The 17,878-nt window shown below is 57.2% G+C and carries 19 protein-coding genes, 2 tRNA genes and 1 pseudogene; 15 read left to right on the top strand and 7 right to left on the bottom strand.

Annotated elements, in window-relative coordinates; translation table 11 throughout:
* Positions 1-198: 198 nt before the first annotated feature.
* From AKL27_RS25075 to AKL27_RS25060, 4 genes are all read left to right on the top strand, one after another.
* On the top strand, positions 199-942 hold the full coding sequence (locus AKL27_RS25075; RefSeq protein ID WP_050465621.1) for a metal ABC transporter ATP-binding protein: 744 nt from the start codon (positions 199-201) through the stop codon (positions 940-942).
* Complete coding sequence (locus tag AKL27_RS25070) at positions 939-1,820, top strand: metal ABC transporter permease (RefSeq protein ID WP_050465620.1); 882 nt, start codon at positions 939-941, stop codon at positions 1,818-1,820. The genes AKL27_RS25075 and AKL27_RS25070 overlap by 4 nt, the downstream gene beginning before the upstream one ends.
* A gap of 62 nt (positions 1,821-1,882) precedes the next feature.
* Positions 1,883-2,773 carry a metal ABC transporter substrate-binding protein gene (locus AKL27_RS25065; RefSeq protein ID WP_050465636.1) on the top strand — a complete coding sequence of 297 codons (891 nt, stop codon included), beginning with the start codon at positions 1,883-1,885 and terminating at the stop codon, positions 2,771-2,773.
* A 105-nt stretch (positions 2,774-2,878) separates the two neighbouring features.
* Positions 2,879-3,190, top strand: a complete 312-nt coding sequence (locus AKL27_RS25060; protein ID WP_050465619.1) for a putative quinol monooxygenase — start codon at positions 2,879-2,881, stop codon at positions 3,188-3,190.
* Here the strand turns inward: AKL27_RS25060 and AKL27_RS25055 are convergent.
* Complete coding sequence (locus AKL27_RS25055) at positions 3,166-4,098, bottom strand: LysR substrate-binding domain-containing protein (RefSeq protein WP_050465618.1); 933 nt, start codon at positions 4,096-4,098, stop codon at positions 3,166-3,168. The genes AKL27_RS25060 and AKL27_RS25055 overlap by 25 nt on opposite strands.
* A gap of 105 nt (positions 4,099-4,203) precedes the next feature.
* Here AKL27_RS25055 and AKL27_RS25050 point away from each other — a divergent pair, with 105 nt between their 5' ends.
* Positions 4,204-4,446, top strand: a complete 243-nt coding sequence (locus AKL27_RS25050) for a hypothetical protein (RefSeq protein WP_050465617.1) — start codon at positions 4,204-4,206, stop codon at positions 4,444-4,446.
* Between the two features lie 123 nt (positions 4,447-4,569).
* On the opposite strand, the gene AKL27_RS25045 is transcribed toward AKL27_RS25050, so the two are convergent.
* Positions 4,570-5,445: a uracil-DNA glycosylase family protein gene (locus tag AKL27_RS25045; protein ID WP_232311100.1), complete on the bottom strand. Its 876-nt coding sequence runs from the start codon at positions 5,443-5,445 to the stop codon at positions 4,570-4,572.
* A gap of 39 nt (positions 5,446-5,484) precedes the next feature.
* Positions 5,485-7,566: an excinuclease ABC subunit UvrB gene (gene uvrB / locus AKL27_RS25040; RefSeq protein ID WP_050465616.1), complete on the bottom strand. Its 2,082-nt coding sequence runs from the start codon at positions 7,564-7,566 to the stop codon at positions 5,485-5,487.
* A 116-nt stretch (positions 7,567-7,682) separates the two neighbouring features.
* On the opposite strand from uvrB, the gene AKL27_RS25035 reads away from it, so the two are divergent.
* The 5 genes and pseudogenes from AKL27_RS25035 to AKL27_RS28730 all read left to right on the top strand — a co-directional run.
* Positions 7,683-8,900 (top strand): amino acid aminotransferase, encoded by a 1,218-nt coding sequence (locus tag AKL27_RS25035; protein WP_050465615.1) that lies wholly within the window; start codon positions 7,683-7,685, stop codon positions 8,898-8,900.
* 91 nt (positions 8,901-8,991) lie between these two features.
* Positions 8,992-9,067: transfer RNA gene (locus AKL27_RS25030), tRNA-Asn, on the top strand.
* Between the two features lie 97 nt (positions 9,068-9,164).
* A tRNA-Asn gene (locus tag AKL27_RS25025) sits at positions 9,165-9,240 on the top strand.
* A 382-nt stretch (positions 9,241-9,622) separates the two neighbouring features.
* Positions 9,623-10,483, top strand: a complete 861-nt coding sequence (locus tag AKL27_RS25020) for a hypothetical protein (protein WP_050465614.1) — start codon at positions 9,623-9,625, stop codon at positions 10,481-10,483.
* 35 nt (positions 10,484-10,518) lie between these two features.
* A pseudogene (locus tag AKL27_RS28730) lies at positions 10,519-10,623 on the top strand (acyltransferase); the annotation flags it as partial.
* 42 nt (positions 10,624-10,665) lie between these two features.
* On the opposite strand, the gene AKL27_RS25015 reads toward AKL27_RS28730, so the two are convergent.
* Entirely contained in the window at positions 10,666-11,295 is a 630-nt protein-coding gene (locus AKL27_RS25015) for a glutathione binding-like protein (protein WP_050465613.1), read from the bottom strand.
* A gap of 133 nt (positions 11,296-11,428) precedes the next feature.
* Between AKL27_RS25015 and AKL27_RS25010 the strand changes: the two genes are divergently transcribed.
* A complete protein-coding gene (locus AKL27_RS25010) occupies positions 11,429-11,758 on the top strand; it encodes a winged helix-turn-helix transcriptional regulator (RefSeq protein ID WP_050465612.1) in 330 nt (109 codons plus the stop codon).
* A gap of 137 nt (positions 11,759-11,895) precedes the next feature.
* Here AKL27_RS25010 and AKL27_RS25005 read toward each other — a convergent pair whose 3' ends face one another.
* The 3 genes from AKL27_RS25005 to AKL27_RS24995 all read right to left on the bottom strand — a co-directional run bounded on the left by AKL27_RS25005 (position 11,896) and on the right by AKL27_RS24995 (position 13,908).
* Positions 11,896-12,576, bottom strand: coding sequence for an NAD(P)H-binding protein (locus AKL27_RS25005; protein WP_050465611.1), 681 nt, complete (start codon positions 12,574-12,576; stop codon positions 11,896-11,898).
* 13 nt (positions 12,577-12,589) lie between these two features.
* Positions 12,590-13,156: a hypothetical protein gene (locus tag AKL27_RS25000; protein WP_050465635.1), complete on the bottom strand. Its 567-nt coding sequence runs from the start codon at positions 13,154-13,156 to the stop codon at positions 12,590-12,592.
* Between the two features lie 119 nt (positions 13,157-13,275).
* Entirely contained in the window at positions 13,276-13,908 is a 633-nt protein-coding gene (locus AKL27_RS24995) for a CDP-alcohol phosphatidyltransferase family protein (protein WP_157057093.1), read from the bottom strand.
* Positions 13,909-14,048: 140 nt separating this feature from the next.
* Here AKL27_RS24995 and AKL27_RS24990 point away from each other — a divergent pair, with 140 nt between their 5' ends.
* The 4 genes from AKL27_RS24990 to AKL27_RS24975 form a co-directional block, all read left to right on the top strand.
* Positions 14,049-14,618, top strand: a complete 570-nt coding sequence (locus tag AKL27_RS24990) for a DUF3455 domain-containing protein (RefSeq protein WP_050465609.1) — start codon at positions 14,049-14,051, stop codon at positions 14,616-14,618.
* Positions 14,619-14,785: 167 nt separating this feature from the next.
* Entirely contained in the window at positions 14,786-15,343 is a 558-nt protein-coding gene (locus AKL27_RS24985; protein WP_232311099.1) for a sigma-70 family RNA polymerase sigma factor, read from the top strand.
* A complete protein-coding gene (locus AKL27_RS24980; RefSeq protein ID WP_050465608.1) occupies positions 15,340-16,047 on the top strand; it encodes an anti-sigma factor in 708 nt (235 codons plus the stop codon). Before AKL27_RS24985 ends, AKL27_RS24980 begins: the two co-directional genes overlap by 4 nt.
* A 257-nt stretch (positions 16,048-16,304) precedes the next feature.
* Positions 16,305-17,878 (top strand): methyl-accepting chemotaxis protein (locus tag AKL27_RS24975; protein WP_050465607.1); only part of this gene is annotated, 1,574 nt, incomplete at its 3' end.

Genomic DNA, 17,878 nt, shown 5'->3' with positions numbered 1-17,878 from the left:
GTTTCTGCAACCCGGTTGCAATCGGGTTGTTCCCTGAATATTGCAGTCTTATTTTCCTTGCATCGTGTCTATTTTCTCTCGCGTCTTGCTTAGGACCAGTGTGCTCGCTTACCCATGGTGGTATCGCGTGCTGCTGGTGGTGCCCGTGTGCCTGTTGTTGTGGCTCGGGGTGTGTTGGGCTTTGGGAGGAGATTGAACATGTCAGTCGCCATTGCATTGGAAAATCTGACCGTCAGTTACCGGCGTCATCCGGCCTTGCATCACATCAACGGCAGTTTTGCGCGCGGCTCGCTGACCGCCGTGGTCGGCCCCAATGGTGCCGGCAAAAGCACCTTGCTCAAAAGCATGCTGGGTTTGGTCCGGTGTAACAGCGGCCGCGTGATCAATCACACCGACACCAAACGCATTGCCTATTTGCCGCAGCAAGCCGAGATTGATCGCAGCTTCCCGATTGCGGTGCTGGATTGTGTCTTGCTTGGTTACTGGCAACGCAGTGGCTTGCTCGGCGGGATCAATGCCGACATGGTCGAGCGCGCACGGCAGGCACTTGCCGCCGTGGGGCTGGATGGCTTTGCCCGGCGGCCGATTGCCAGTCTGTCGGTGGGGCAATTTCAACGCGTGCTGTTTGCCCGCATCCTGTTGCAGGATGCCGAGCTGATCATGCTGGATGAACCATTCAGCGCCATTGATACCCGGACTACCAATGACCTGTTGCGCATCATCGCCACCTGGCATGGCGAGCAGCGCACCGTGATTGCTGTGCTGCATGATTACGAACAGGTGCGTCGTGCGTTTCCGCAGACCTTGCTGCTGGCGCGCAATGTGGTGGCCTGGGGTGACACTGAACAAGTGTTGTGTCATGACAATCTGCACCGCGCGCGCGCCATGGCGGAAGCGGTTGATGATCACGCACCGTTGTGCAAAGAGGATGGTCCGCAATGATGTCACTGCACGATGTGTATCAGCTGGCGGTGGGACCGTTTCAGGAATTCGCCTTCATGCGCCGGGCGCTGATTGCCACCTTTGCATTGGCGCTGAGCAGTGCGCCGCTTGGCGTCATGCTGACCTTGCGTCGCATGAGTCTGTTCGGCGAGGCATTGAGCCACGCCGTATTGCCGGGCGTGGCGATTGGCTTCATCTTTTTCGGATTGTCATTGCCGGCCTTGAGTATCGGCGGCTTTCTTGCCGGCGTGATCGTGGTGGCGCTGGCGGGATTGATCAGCCGTTATACCGAAATCAAGGAAGACGCCAGTCTGGCGGCCATCTATGTAGTGGCGCTGGCACTGGGCGTGATTCTGATTTCCGGGCATGGCACCCAGCTCGACTTGCTGCACATCCTGTTCGGCAACGTGCTGGGCGTGGATACCGAAGGCTTGCTGCTGGTCGCTGGCGTCTCGACTGCCAGCGTACTGTTGATGGCGGCCCTGTATCGCGGTTTGCTGCTGGAGAGTTTCGACCCTTCCTATCTGGCGGGCAGTGGCGGTCGCGGCGTGCTGTATCAGCAATTGTTTTTGATGCTGGTGGTATTGAATCTGGTGGCGTCGTTCCAGACCCTCGGGACATTGATGGCGGTCGGTCTGATGATGCTGCCGGCGGTATCGGCACGACTCTGGCATGACACCCTGCCGGCGCAATTGCTCAACAGCGTGGTGCAGGCCGCCGCCGCCGGTTATGCCGGTTTGATGTTTTCCTATTACGCCTCCATGCCGTCGGGCCCGGTGATCATTGTTTGCGCCGGCGGTTTCTATGTGCTGTCGCTGATTTTTGCGCCGCGCGGCTGGCTGCCGCGATTGCTGCGCCGTCCGCACTTGCGTGCCTGATTGTTTATTCAAAGGAGTTATTCGTGAAGCGTTTTTGTCAGATCGTTTTGCTGGTGTCGGTGATGCTGACGCAAGTGGCGCTGGCGGCAGATAAATTGCCGGTGGTTGCCAGTTTCAGCATATTGGGCGACATCGTCGCGCAGGTCGGTGGTGACCGGGTCAGCGTGTCGACGCTGGTCGGTCCGGATCAGGATGCCCACGTATTTCAACCGGCGCCGGATAATCTCAAGACCGTGGCGCGCGCCAGGCTGGTGGTGGTCAATGGTTTGGGGTTTGAAGGCTGGATGGACCGGCTGGTGCAGTCGGCCGGTTATCGCGGCGACATCGTGGTGGCGTCAAATGGCATTGCCGTGCGCGAGCGTGATGATGAACACGCCGGTCACGACGACCATGCCCATGATGATCACGCTCATCAACACGGCAAGAACGATCCGCATGCCTGGCAAAACCCGCTCAATGTGGTGGTCTACGTGCGCAATATCACGGCAGCACTGAGCAAGACGGATCCCTCCGGCGCCGCCATTTACAAGAAGAACGGTGATGCCTATATTGCACAACTGAACGAACTGGACCGTTGGGCCGCTGCGCAATTCGCCAGTATTCCCGATGCCCGTCGCAAGGTCATTACTTCGCACGACGCCTTCGAATACTTCGGCGCCCATTACAAAGTACGTTTTCTGGCGCCGCAAGGTGTGTCGACTGACAGCGAGCCAAGCGCCCGCGATGTGGCGCAACTGATCCGGCAGATCAAGCAGGAAAAGATTCGCGCCGTGTTCATTGAAAACATGAGCAACCCGAAACTGATGCAACAGATCAGCAAGGAAGCCGGCGCCACGCTGGGTGGCAAACTGTATGCAGATGCACTGTCTAAGGCGGATGGTCCGGCCCCGACGTACTTGCTGCTGATGCGCTACAACATCGGACAATTGCTGGCGCAACTGAAGAAGCAGTAAGGCGCTGAGGCCGGGTGGGGCGTCGCCATCATGAAATGCAAACTTCGCGTATGCTTGTCGGCTTGTATTTGATGGCAAATGCATTCACTACAGGAGATGACAATCATGGTTCACGTTTTAGCTTTCATTACCGCCAAGCCCGGCAAACGCGAAGAATTGCTGCAACTGGTCCGCGCCAATCTGGCTGCGGTACGTGCCGAGCAGGGGTGTATCGATTATGGGCCAGTGATCGACGTGGATGGGTTTGGTGGTTCGCAGGCGCCGATTGGTGACGACACATTCGTGTTCGTGGAAAAGTGGGAAAGCGCCGATGCGCTCAAGCTGCATTTCACCCAACCGCACATGCTCGACTATCGCGAAAAATCCAAAGACCTGATCGCCAACCGGGCGGTTCACATATTGTCATCGGCCGGGTGAGTGCGTTCCGGATCGTAGGCTGAGGCGCGTCCCATCTGCATCAGCCACGCCGTAAAGGTGTTCAGAGCATTGCTGTTGGCGCCGTCGGTCCGGTGCAGCATGTGAAATCCCTGGCCGTGCAATACCACTTCCGGAAATAACTGGCGCAAGCGATCATGCGCCAGATCATCGTCCACCAGCGCCAGCGTTCCCATCGCTACTCCCAGGTCGGTGGACGCTGCTTGCAGACTCAGAAAAAAATGTTCATAACTGGTACCCGGCAGCCGTTTCCGGACCGTGACGCCAGCCTTGGCCAGCCACTGCGCCCACGCCTCGGCCCGTACACTCAAATGAATCAGTGACGCCTGCAACAGATCGGCGGGTTTGTTGATCGGGTGCAGTTCCAGATAATGCGGCGAGGCCAGCGGCGCCGAGACATCATCCAGAAAACGGGTGCAGGTGAAGCCGCTGCGCTGTATCGGACTGCGCCACAGAATCACATCGAACGGTTCTTTCATCTCTTCAAAATGTTCCGATACCGAAGTCGTCACCCGCACCTCGATGCGCGGATTGTCGATCTGAAATTGCGACAGCCGCGGGATCAGCCAGCGCATGGCCACTGACGGCGCCGTGATGACGCGCACGATACGGTTTTTGCCGGTAAATGTCAGTTGCTCTGCTGCCAACGCAATACGGTCCAGACTGGCTTTGACTTCCAGATAAAACAAATGCGCCGCTTCTGTTGCTTCAACACCACGCGGGCGGCGGATGAAGAGCGCCATGCCAAAATGTTCTTCCAGCAATTTTATTTGCTGGCTCACCGCACTGTGCGTGATATGCAACTCCTGTGCGGCCACAGTGAGACTCTTGGTACGCACTGCTGCTTCGAACACTTTCAAGGCTTTGAGCGGGGGCAGGGGATTATTCATGATGTAAGTTTATCTTACACTGGTGTCGGAAAATATTGCTTTTTCAAAGTGAGCCTTCGGCCTATTCTCACTATCACTACTTTGATGCGAGTGAAGAGAGCAAAAATGTCCAGTTCTAAATCTGCCGGTTTTTCTAATAATTTACAGGGTTTGCTGCAGGCTTGCCAGTCGTTTGTGCAACGCCATCTGATGCTGTCGCAGCCGACGCCGGAAACCGTGATTCTGTTTGATGTCAGCGATGCCGCATTTCTGAATGGCGCCAGCAGCCATGCCGACATGGAGCGTCGTTTGCGCTGGTTGGATCGCAGCCATCTGGCGGCGCTGGTGCACTTGAAAACACTGGCCTGAACTGCGTAATACGCAGTTGTCGCCCTGATGCGTTGTCAGCCGGTGGCGGCGCAATGCCCGAGTGGGAAGAGGTACTCCTGCACCTGATGATGGTCAGTGCAGGATGTTATGGTGATGCAGCGTTCAGGCTTTTGAAAACGTGAATGCCGATTGTTGTGGCGGTGTCGTTGCTGCAACGGATGCTACGGATTTTTTTCTGCCGCTGTCACTGGCAGTTGCCGGTTGCTGCAACAGATGCATCGGGCCAAACAGTTGCTGCATTCCGCTGTGGCCGATAAAGCTCAGGTTGTAGGGATGTTCTGCCACTGCTTGCGGGAAGCGCTCGCACAATGGCAACGCCTGCAATTGTTCGGCAATTTTTCCCCACAGCACCAGCACCGGGGCCGCGTGCTTGCCATCACGTTCTGCCAGTGCCTGCAGCACCACGTGCAGGAACGGCTTCCAGGCTTTGGCATCCTTCACGGGCGCCACATGCGCGCGAAATACCAGGCTGGCATTGAGCAACAAAAAACCTTGCGCATGCAGATTATGTTCCAGATCCGCAAGGGTTTGTATGTGACCTGAATCTGCTGTCTGCGCCACCGCAGCTATACCGCTCAGTGCATCGCCCGAGGTGTTGTCGGCGCTGATGCGACCATCGGCCACCAGCAGCATTTTCATGAAATTGCGCAACGACGTGGCGCGATTGACTTGCTTCGACAACCCTTTATCCGACCACAGCGAACCAACCGCACCGTCCATGAAACAGACGCCGGTGGCGCTGGCCGCGCGCGGGTAGGGGCCTTCACCGACCAGGACATACCGTACCGCGTTGAGCGGCTGACGGAAGGCTGCGAACAGTCGTCCTTCGGTCGGCAGATAATCATCCTGTGCCAGCGCCGGCAGATAGGCCGGATCGGCATCGGCCACGGCTTGCAGGCCGGTTTGAAGGGTGGCTTGCCATGACGGATCGGCATTGTGGATTAATGCCAGCAACGCTGGCGGGATGATGGCTGGCATAAGTCAGATAATGATTGTTGATGTGAATGTGTCGCCGGATCAGGCGACAGCGGTATCTTCGCCCGGCGCACCGAACAATTGCCGTTTCAGCTGATGCAGCTGGTCGCGCACCTTGGCGGCCTTTTCGAACTCCAGATTCTTGGCGTGATCCTGCATCAGTTTTTCCAGGCGCTTGATTTCCTTGCTGATCTGCTTTTCACTCATCGCTTCGTAATTGGTGGTCTCCTGGGCTGCCAGCAATTCGGTGCGCGCTTCTTGCGGGTTGTAGACGCCATCGATCAGTTCGCGGATTTCCTTCTTGATGCCCTTCGGCGTAATGCCGTTGGCTTCGTTGAAGGCCACTTGCTTGGCGCGCCGGCGTTCGGTTTCGCCGATTGCCTTGTGCATCGAGTCGGTTACCTTGTCACCATACAGAATCGCCATCCCGTTCAGATTCCGCGCGGCACGGCCAATGGTTTGAATCAGGCTGCGCTCGGAACGCAGGAAGCCTTCCTTGTCGGCATCGAGAATCGCCACCAGCGAGACTTCCGGAATATCCAGACCTTCCCGCAGCAAGTTGATGCCGACCAGCACATCGAAGGTGCCGAGACGCAGGTCGCGGATGATTTCAACCCGTTCGACGGTGTCGATATCGCTGTGCAGATAGCGCACCTTGACACCGTTGTCGCTGAGAAACTCGGTCAGTTGTTCCGACATGCGCTTGGTCAGCGTGGTCACCAGCACGCGCTCATTCTTTTTGACGCGCATGGTGATTTCCGACATCAGGTCATCCACCTGGCTTGAGGCCGGACGTACCAGAATCAGCGGATCGACCAGCCCGGTAGGACGCACCACTTGCTCGACCACCTGATCGGCGTGACTGTTTTCAAAATCGGCCGGGGTCGCCGAGACAAAAATGGTTTGCCGCAGCTTGCTCTGGAATTCGTCAAACTTGAGCGGCCGGTTATCGAGCGCCGATGGCAGGCGGAAGCCGTAATCCACCAGATTGGTCTTGCGCGCGCGGTCACCGTTATACATGCCGTTGAGCTGGCCGATCAGCACGTGCGACTCATCGAGGAACATCAGGGCGTCTTGCGGCAGATAGTCGACCAGTGTCGGCGGCGGTTCGCCGGCCTGGGCACCGCTCAGATGGCGCGAGTAATTTTCAATGCCTTTGGTGAAGCCGATTTCGGTCATCATTTCGAGATCGAAGCGGGTGCGCTGTTCCAGGCGCTGCTCTTCGATCAGCTTGTTTTCCTTGCGGAACCATTCCAGCCGGTCGCGCAATTCGTCCTTGATGGTGTCAATCGCGCGCAATACGGTCGCGCGCGGCGTCACATAGTGCGAACCCGGATACACGGTAAAACGCGGAATTTTCTGCCGCACCCGGCCGGTCAGCGGGTCGAATAGTTGCAGGTTGTCAATTTCATCGTCGAACATTTCGATGCGTACTGCCAGCTCCGCATGTTCTGCCGGAAACACATCGATGGTGTCGCCGCGCACGCGGAACGTGCCGCGTCCGAAATCAACTTCATTGCGGGTGTACTGCATCTGGATCAGGCGCGCGATGACGTCGCGCTGACTAACCTTGTCCTTGGCGCGCAAGGTCAGGATCATCTGATGGTATTCGTTGGGGTTACCGATACCGTAGATGGCCGAGACGGTTGCGACAATGACAACGTCGCGCCGCTCCATCAGCGATTTGGTGCACGACAGGCGCATCTGTTCGATATGTTCATTGATCGAGGAATCTTTCTCGATGAACAAGTCGCGCTGCGGCACGTAGGCTTCCGGCTGGTAATAATCGTAGTAACTCACGAAGTATTCCACCGCGTTGTTCGGAAAGAACTCGCGGAATTCGCTGTACAACTGGGCTGCGAGCGTCTTGTTGGGTGCAAAAATGATTGCCGGCCGGCCCAGGCGGGCGATGGTGTTGGCCATCGTATAAGTCTTGCCGGAACCGGTGACGCCCAGCAACGTCTGGAAAAACAGGCCGTCGCGTACGCCCTCTACCAGCTTCTCGATGGCCGCCGGCTGGTCGCCGGCAGGAGGGAAGGGCTGGTACAGCTTGAACGGGGAATCCGGAAAGCTGATGAATTTGCTTTCATCGAGCGCGGCGGGAACAGGGGATAAATCAGCCATTGTCATTCGACCTTTGGTAAAATTACGTGTTGCAAAACGGTGCTCGGCTCGCAGCTTCGCCCTGCATCCATCCCGACTGCAATGAACGTTTGCAGCTAACTTTTTATGTTATCACGATGAACGCACCTCTCTCAGCCTCCCTTTTCACCGCCATCGAAATGGCGCCGCGCGATCCTATCCTTGGCATTACCGATGCGTTTAATGCCGATCAGAATCCGCACAAAACCAATCTCGGCGTCGGCGTCTACTATGACGACAACGGCAAGGTGCCATTGCTGCAATGCGTGCGCAAGGCTGAAGCTGAGCTGGCGGCCAAACTGGCACCGCGCACCTATCTGCCGATCGACGGTCTGGCGACTTACGATAAAGCAGTTCAGGAATTGGTATTTGGTGCCGGTAGTGCCGTTGTTCAAGAGAAGCGTGCAATTACCGTGCAAGCACTGGGCGGCACCGGCGCATTGAAACTGGGCGCAGACTTCCTGAAACATTTCTCGCCGGCCGACACGCAAGTGTGGATCAGCGACCCAAGCTGGGAAAACCATCGCGCGCTGTTCGAGATGGCCGGCTTCACCGTCAACAATTACCCGTACTACGATCCGGCCACACGCGGCGTCAACTTTGCCGGCATGCTGGCAGCGCTGAAGTCGATGGCTGCCGGTTCGGTCGTCTTGCTGCACGCCTGCTGCCACAATCCGACCGGCGCCGATCTGACTGCCGATCAATGGACTGAAGTGATCGAGGTCGTGACGTCGCGCGGTCTGGTGCCATTCCTCGACATGGCCTATCAAGGTTTCGGCGACGGCATCGAAGAAGACGGCAAGGTCGTGCGTCGTTTCGCCGAAGCCGGCGGCCCGCTGTTCGTGTCGAACTCGTTCTCCAAGTCGTTCTCGCTGTACGGCGAACGCGTCGGCGCCCTGAGCATCGTCGCGGCCAGCAGCGAAGAAGCCGCCCGCGTGCTGTCGCAACTGAAGCGCGTGGTGCGTACCAACTACTCCAACCCGCCGATTCACGGTGGCCAGGTGGTCGCGACTGCACTGGCAGCGCCTGAACTGCGCAAGCTGTGGGAAGACGAACTGGCCGAAATGCGCGTGCGCATTCGTGAAATGCGTCAGTTGCTGGTCAAGAAGCTCAAGGAAAAAGCACCGGCGCATGATTTCGATTTCGTGATCAAGCAACGCGGCATGTTTTCCTACTCCGGCCTGACCAAGGCGCAAGTCGAACGTCTGCGTACCGAGTTCTCGATTTACGCGGTCGACACCGGCCGTATCTGCGTCGCTGCACTGAACACCAAGAACATCGACGCCGTGGTCGACGCCATCGCCAAAGTGCTCTAAGAAACAGGCGCATCCCATAGCAAGAATTTGCTTTTGGGATGCAAAAAGCTTTTGACAGAAGCAATTCCTTCGGTCATAATCTTGCCTCTGTTCCCTGATAGCTCAGTTGGTAGAGCGACGGACTGTTAATCCGCAGGTCCCTGGTTCGAGTCCAGGTCGGGGAGCCACAGAATTGCAAAGGCCTTTAATCAAAAAGGATTAAAGGCTTTTTTATGTAAGCAGAGAGCCCGCTCTTTGTCGCTGTAAAGCAAGCACCGTTTTTGTTCCCTGATAGCTCAGTTGGTAGAGCGACGGACTGTTAATCCGCAGGTCCCTGGTTCGAGTCCAGGTCGGGGAGCCACTGAATACAAAGTACGAAAAATCAATGAGTTGCGCCGAAAGGCGCGGCTCATTTTTTTTGTCCAAAATTCAGGGATGCGTTTCAGTCTTTGAGTTAATACGGTATTTCGTCTATTTTCTTGGTTCGAGTCCAGTTCAGGGTTTGCCATTAAAAACGAAACTGAGAATTAAAAGGTGGATGTCCAGATCCTGACTGTGGCGCGTGGCATACGGTCCTGAAGGATCGCCTGCTGCCAAATTCTGTGGAAGCGGATGCGATGCTGAAAGCTAAGAAAACTGCTGCACGGCTCCCCAAAGTAGAACTAATGGCGGTAGAACTCAGATAGTTGACATGACAGAGCGCATCGCGCTTTGCGTAATTCAATAAAATAATTGGGGGTAACTTGATTTTTTTGAGCCTTAAGAAGATTCACTTCACTTGCATGTGCGTGCTCGTCTTTGCAGCAGTGACAGCGCATGCAGAATCCATTCCGTTGGAGGCTGACGCTTTTACCGACTATATGGCGACCAAAATACGTTCCGAGGTTGGTGGCGCTGCGGTTAGCGTCAAGGGGCCACTGACATTGTCGGTCGGTTCTTTGCAAGCGAACCTGGATCGTCTCTATAGTTTTTGTCAGCGCAGTGGTGCGGCATGTGAGGTCGAGATAAATAACTATGCCAAGACGGTGTCTGGCGTCCTGAAGGAGCGCAATGCTCCCATCGATAAGGACGCGGTTCGCATCGTGATCCGCTCCAGCGACTACATCAAGCATGCGCAGGCATCGTTGGGTGCCGACGCGGCGGGACTTCAGCTTCGTCCTCTCGTCACCGGCTTGATGGCAGTAGTGGTGCTCGATGCTCCCCGCACCATACGTCCTGTGACCGACGGCGATCGGAAAAAGCTGGGATTGTCGCAGGAGCAGTTATTCGACCTTGGCGCGACGAATATACGCGCCACACTAAAACCGCTTTCCGAGACGGCAAAACCAGTGGCTGCCGGGCAAATAGGAACGTTGCCCACCAGTTTTTACGAAGTTGGTCGCCTCACGCTTCACGCTGATTGGGCGGAATTGGCAGCGTCCCAAAATGGCACATTGCTGGTGACTCTTCCCGCTACCGATACCGTGTTATACATCTCCGAGTCCAGTCCTTCCGCCATTGATGCACTCAAGGCCATGACGAAAAATATCGCGCGCAAATCTCCCAGCCCGCTTTCATTGGAAGTGCTTAGATGGACGAAGGAGCGCTGGGAGTTGGTGCAATAGCTCTCCGCTTGATGTGCCAGGTGCTTATGTCGGATGAGAACGCGGTCGTCACCGCGGGTTCGGTAGTGACCAAAGACGTTTCCCCGAATACGCTGGTCGGAGGCAATCCGGCCGAAGTCATTCGTTCGATTGATGAGTAAGAGACCGGCTGCAAGTCAGCGATAGTCAAATCCGGTTCTGCTTTACACCAGTCCCTCTTCCTGCAGCGCCTTCTGAACCGCGGGCCGTTCACGTACGCGTTCATACCAGGCACGCAAGTTGTTGAGTGTGTCGAAATGAATGTCTGCCTTGTAATAGGATGTCAGCCAAGGCGCTTGTCCCCAGCCGGTCAAGGCGAACAGGTAAGCATCGGCGACGCTGAATGAATCACCAAGCAGGTAGGGATGTTTGCCAAGTTGCTCGTTTATCCATGCGTAGCGTTTTTCCAGTTTTGGTTTGGCGGTTTCCACCCATTTCCCGGACAACCTGGCGTATAGCAGGGGAATGTAGCCCTTGTGGATCTCCGAGGATAAAAAATTCAAGCATTCCTGCAACTGATAGCGCTCGAATGTTCCGTTGGGTGGTGCCAAATTCAACTCAGGCTTCAAGTCAGCCAGATACTGAACAATTGCCGGCCCTTCCCGCAAAATCCTGCCTTCTTCTATTTCAAGCGCGGGGACGTAGCCAAGCGCATTGACGTCGTAATAATTCGCGCCTTCGTCGGTGACATGATTGTTGTAGTCCACCTTGATCAACGTGATATCCAACCCTGCTTCGTGGGCGATGATGTGCGGTGAGAGCGAGCAACTCGCGGGAATATGGTAAAGCTTCATGAAAACTCCATTCAGTGCGAACTCAAGGCAAGCTCGCGGGGTTTCCTATTATAGGAACCAGGTATAAAAATGGAAGAAGGCACCATAATGTGGTGTAGGCACATAATTGATACTTGGTTGGCGAGGTGTTTTGATGAAAGAAACCGTAACGGGATGCTCGGTGGAAGAAGCCATGCAACTACTCGGTGGGCGATGGCGGCTCTTGCTCGTGTCTTACTTGCTGGACGGACCGAAACGTTTCAACGAGTTGCGCCGGGATGTCCCGAATATTTCACAGCGCATGCTGACGCTTGACCTGAGAGCGTTGGAGGAGGCACAGCTTGTCAAGCGCACCGTTTATCCCAGTGTGCCGGTGAAGGTTGAGTACGAGCTCACGGCAGAAGGTCAAAGACTGGTGCCGGTCGTCAATGTGATGAAGGAGTTCGGGCTGTGGCTCAAGGAAAAACGCGCTGGCGCTCAATAACAAGGTTGCATGCCTGATTCGGGGCAATGGTGATAGCAAAGGGCCACATGCAAATGTGGCCCTTTTTCTGTGTATGCGGTGTCCGATCTGCCTGTCTGGGTCGGTGCATCGACAAGCACCTCATGCCGCGCAAGCGTTCAAGCTTTTACCGGCTGCCGCGCCAGCCGCACAATATCCGCAGCTTCCACTATCACCGGCCCGGTCAGCGAGCGCGCGCCATTGAGCATGGCATTGCCAAGGTCTTCGGTGGTCACGATGGCGTTCGGGAAAAATTGGCGCAGCAAAGTCAGCAGGGGGCCGATCACGTTGTAGATGAACTGATAAACACGGGTCTTCGAGCGGATGCCGTGCAGCGGCTGAATCACGCCGGGCCGGAACAGTTGTACGCTGGCAAGCGGCAGCTTTTGCAAATCGTTTTCCGTCTTTCCTTTGACTCTGGCCCACATGCTGCGGCCTTGTTCGGTGCTGTCGGTACCGGCACCGGATACATAGGTGAATTTCATCTGCGGGTTCAGACGTGCGAGTACGCCGGCAATCGATAGCGTCAGATCGTAAGTCAGGCGACGATAGGTGTCCTCGTTCATGCCCGCAGAAGACACGCCCAGGCAAAAGAAGCAGGCATCGCATCCTTGCAACTGATCCTCGACTGACTGCAAGTCTGTCAGATTGGCATGCACGATCTGGCGCAATTTGGGATGTTCCTGCGTCACGCGGGTACGGCCGACGGTGGTGACTTGCGTGACGTCCGCTGCCGCCAGACATTCGCGCAGCACGCCTTGACCGACCATGCCGGTGGCGCCAAATAATAGTATCTTCACGATGTTGTTCCTTTTAAATTGATCCGTCGTTGTCCGCCGGTGTGAAGCTCAGTCTTGGAATCCACAGCAGGAAGACCACCGAAGCCAGCGCGACGACGCCGGCAATCCAGATGGCGGCAGGGTGTTCGCCCAATTGCACGGGATAGATTTTTACCGCCGCCAGCAAGCCGATGGCGTTGCCAGCCAGCGCCAGCAGTGCCGCCGCGTAGTCTTGCAGACGCCTTGCCCGGTTGGCGTTGATTGACCATGTGGGATTCGCGTTGTAGCTCGGAATGAGCTCCTTCTCGTTGCCGAGGCGTTCCAGCGCGCATAAAAAACGGCGCAGGTTGGTGATGGCCATTTCTGCTTTATAGCTCATCATCGCCAGGAAAGTGGAGGCCACCGGGAAGCCCAAGACCAGCCACTGCACCGGCAAATCAGAACCGGCGGTGGCCGGTTTCAGTGCGACCAACGCCGCCAGCAGACTGAGTATCAATGAAACGTAGATGGTCAGGGCCTGCTGCCGCTGGGCGATGCGGGTGTTGACTTCCTGATACGCGCCGACGAAGCGGTAATTCGCAGATACCTGAGCTTCTGACATAGATTGCTTCCCCATTTGATTGATGATGTGTTGTGATGCCGCCGCACGCTGTTTCAAAAATCCTTGCTCGCCGCAATTTATCACGTTCACTTTTCAGGCGTGGCGGCGCCGTGTTCCGGTTATTGTTGCGCGCGGCGAATCCGCAATGCATGCACAAAGGTCGGCACATCATTCTTCCAGTGGGGGAGGATGAAGGTAATCAGCAAGCCTTCGCAGTCGGCCAGCAGGCCGCCGTAGATGGCAAGGTATACCGGCCAGCCGGTGGCGTCGAATACCAGTGCCGAAAAGAAGCCGGCGAACAGAAACAATCCCCACAGCTTGGCGCTCCACATGTGATAACTGGCTTCCTTTTTGAATTTGATGAAATCAACAACGTAGCGCGCGAGTTCCAGTGCCAGCAGCAGGAGTAGCGGCGGCAGATTGCCGATGATGATTTCGGGGTGCAGCAGCCACAGGCAGTATGTTGCTGCGGCATAAAAAATCGAATCGGCGATGCTGTCGAGCCGGCGCAGGTTGGGAGTGGCAATGCCGAGACGGCGGGCAATCTTGCCGTCGAAGATATCCGAGAGCAAGGCCGTGATCAGGCAAATCGCGAAACCGGCCGATGACGGCGGGTTCAGCGCCAGCATGATCATGACCGGCGCCAGCGCGGCGCGCAATACGGTCAGCAGTAGGGGCACGCGGTACACCAGGGTAGTGGCAATGGACATGAGGAATGAGTGCGGAATGGTTGCCAGTGATACTAATGCCAAAATTTCCTTCTGTGTCGATCACGGTGCAATTCACGGTTGCAAAAATATTTTTTGCGGACTGCGTCCAAATGCGCATCTGGCGGGTAGTACAGGTATCGGTCGTTGCGGCTGATACCTCATACCACTTTCAGGAGCCTTGCATGAAAACCATTACTTTTGCTTCCGCACCCCGCGTCACCGCCTTGTCGGCAGTCCTGGCCGCTGCCGTTTTGAGCGCCTGTGCACCGATGTCGTCGATGTCCTCCTATTCGCAAGACACGTTGCCGGATGCGGTCAAGGTACCGGCCGGTCACCGGGTGGCAATGCAAACCGTAGGCGTTGGCGATATCACTTATGAATGCCGCGCCAAAAAGGACATGGCCGGACAATTCGAGTGGACCTTCGTCGGCCCCGATGCGGCGCTCAATGATCGCAGCGGCATGAAGATCGGCAAGTACTATGGTCCGCCGGCTACCTGGGAAAACATGGATGGTTCCAAAGTGACCGCCACCCAGGTCGCAGTGGCACCGGCCGGCACCGGCAATATTCCGTATCAGCTGGTCAAGGCGAATCCTGCCATGGGCAATGGCGCCATGACCGGCGTGACTTACATCCAACGGGTAGCAACCGTCGGCGGCGTGGCACCGGCCAGCAGCTGCGGTACCGCCAATCTGGGTGGCAAGCAGACGGTACGTTATCAGGCTGACTATATTTTCTGGAAAGCTGCCTGAGCCTTGCGGTCCTGATCGGAATACGGCGAGAGGCGTGCTTTGCCTCTTGCCGCTCATGTTGTTGAAACGCGCTGGACTGCGGGTGCATGTCCGCTATAATCGGTCGCACTATTGCCACGGGTCATGTCGCACCGACCGGCCAATCCGATTTCAGACTGCCGCCTATCTTGTCTATCGATTCGTCTGTTTTTGATTACGATGCTGCGCTGCAGGCGGTTGCTGCCGGCGACCGGCATGCATTGCAACGCCTGTATCAACAGGAGAGCCGGTATCTGCTGGGCGTCGCGCTGCGTATCGTGCGCCAGCGGCAAGTCGCCGAAGATATCTTGCATGATGCCTTCGTCAATATCTGGACCCGGGCAGCCGGTTTTGATGCGGCACGTGGCACCGGGCGCGGCTGGATCTACAGCGTGGTGCGGCATCAGGCGCTCAATGCGATGCGCGTGCGCGAACGCGAGGTTGCTGCCGATGAGGAAACCGTGGAAGCCTTGCTGCACACAAATCAGGCACACGATGCCGGCGACGCATTTGAGATCAACGCCAGCCTGGGCCAACTCAACGATTGCCTGGCCCATCTGGATGGCGCCAAGCGCACCAGTATTCTGTATGCCTATGTCGATGGTTGTTCCCACAGCGAGATTGCCGCGCGTCTGAAGGCGCCGCTGGGATCGGTCAAGGCCTGGATCAAGCGCGGCCTCAGCGCCTTGCGGGAGTGCATGGCATGAATGAATCCTTTGAGGAACTGTCGCAACTGGCCGGGGAGTATGTGCTTGGTACGCTGAGCATGGCGCGCCGGCAAGAGGTTGAACGTCGCTTGCCGCAGGAGCCGGCGTTGCGGGCCGCAGTTGATGGCTGGGAGCAGCGCCTGCTGCCATTGACGGCGCTGGCCGAGCCGCAACAACCCTCACCGGGTTTATGGCAGCGTATCGAACGCAGCTTGCCGATGCCGCCGCGCGTGCGGCAAGCCGGTGGCTGGCATGTCTGGTGGAATAGCCTGGCGTTCTGGCGCTGGCTGGCGGCCGGCGGTGTGGCTGCCACCGCGATGCTGGCCGTGCTGGTGGTGACCCGGATGGCGGAGCCGGCAGCCACGCCGACCTTCATGGTGGTGCTGGTGGCGCCGCAAAGCAATGCGCCGGGTTGGGTGGTGCAGACCAGCAATCGGCGCCAGCTGAGCCTGATTCCGCTGGCGACGACCGTGGTGCCGCAGCAAAAGGCCTTGCAATTCTGGACCAAGGGCACCGACTGGAAGGGGCCGGTGTCATTGGGACTGGTCAAGCCGGGGCAGGCGCAGCGGGTGCTGCTGGAGCAGTTGCCTGCGTTGCAGCCGGACCAGTTGTTCGAAATCACGCTGGAGCCGGAAACCGGTTCCCTGACCGGCAAACCAAGCGGACCGGTGTTGTACATCGGGCGAGCGGTCAAGGTGACCTGAGCCGGTAAGCCGGGTTGCGTTGTGGCGTACAAATCAAGAGTCATCTCTTCGGAGATGGCTCTTTTGCGTTTACCGGCGATGCGCGATTCGGCTTTCTCCTGAAAATTGGTGCAGACCTTGATCTAGGATAATTTTTCGCCAGTTTTGCCATGCGGGAAAATCAGGCCTCCCCTAAGATGATGCGCTCGCGAGCGGCTGTAGTCTGCGGCGCGATTGACATCCGGGTCAGAAATCAACGAGGAGTGGGGGAAGTGAAAATGCAGAATGTGACGGTCCGTTTTAGTCTGATGAGTGCGCTGTGTCTGTTTTCTTTCATGATCGTATTCGGCGCGGTGGTCGGCGTGCTGGCATTGGGGCGGGCCAATGACTCCACATTGCTGTCGCATGATATTTCTGCGCGCGCACTGATCATCAACGACGCCTACAAAGAGTCGACCCGTACCCGCGCCGCTCTGGCACGTGCCTATGGCGCACTGGTGGAAAAGAATGCGGCCGGCGTCAAGGATGCCGCGCTCGCCAGTGCACAAGGCAGCGCAGAGCGCACCGCGAAATTATTGGAAACATTTGCGCAGGCGCCGGCATTTCGTGGTCAGGACGATGCATTGAAAGCCGATCTGATCAGCGCCGGGCAGGCCTTGTCGGCGGCGTTGCAGCGCGCCGCCGAAGCCTTGCGTAACGATGACGCCAGCGGCTACGCCCGCATCAATGACGAACAAGTGACCGCCAGTGGCGCTGCCTTTTCAGCGCAACTGGAGAAATTCCAGAAGCTGACGCTGGGCCTGTCGAACGGCATTGTGGCGCAGTTGGAGCGCGAGTATCACATGGTGGTGTGGCTGGTGGCGGTGGGCATGACGCTGGCGCTGGCTTTGGTGGTGGGCGTGCATTTTCTGTTGCGGCGGATTGTCATTGCGCCGCTCAATCGCGCGGTAGCGTTGCTGGATCAGGTGGCTGACGGCAATCTCACGACGCTGGTCAAGGTCCACAGCAGTAATGAAATCGGCCGCTTGTTTGCGGCGATCCAAAGCATGCAGCAGGGTTTGCTCAATACCGTCAGCCGCGTGCGCAGCAGTTCCGACATCATCAACGCCAGCGCGCAGCATATCGCGACCGGTAACGCCGATCTGTCTGCGCGCACCGACATGCAGGCCAGTTCGCTGGAAGAGACCGCCGCCTCCATGGAACAGTTGACCGGCACCGTCAAGCAAAACGCCGACAACGCATTGCAGGCCAATCAACTGGCTTTGTCGGCATCGGAAACAGCGGTCAAGGGGGGCGCCGTAGTGGCGCAGGTGGTGGACACGATGAGCGCGATCAACGATTCATCGCGGCGCATCGTCGATATCATCAGCGTGATTGACAGCATTGCCTTTCAGACCAACATCCTGGCGTTGAACGCGGCAGTCGAGGCGGCGCGGGCCGGCGAGCAGGGGCGAGGCTTTGCGGTGGTAGCGACCGAAGTGCGCAGTCTGGCGCAGCGCAGTGCCGCCGCTGCCAAGGAAATCAAGGGGCTGATCAACGATTCGGTGGAAAAGGTTGGCTCTGGCAGCCGGCTGGTGGAACATGCCGGCGTCACCATGAATGAAGTGGTCGACAGTGTGCGGCGGGTAACGGCAATTGTCGGTGCGATTGCCGAAGCCAGCCGTGAACAGAGCGATGGCATCGAGCAGGTGAATGTGGCAATCGGGCAGATGGATGAAGTGACGCAAAAAAATGCGGTGCTGGTGCAAGAGGCCGCTGCTGCCGCGCAATCGCTGCAAACACAGGCATCCATGCTGGCACAGGTAGTTGGCGTATTTGCAATTGATGCCGGCGGCGCGCAAGAATCCCCGGT

The organism is Herbaspirillum autotrophicum (assembly GCF_001189915.1).
GTDB lineage: Bacteria > Pseudomonadota > Gammaproteobacteria > Burkholderiales > Burkholderiaceae_D > Herbaspirillum > Herbaspirillum autotrophicum.
Note: the sequence above shows the minus strand (reverse complement) of the source record. Positions and strands in the feature narration are given on the sequence as shown.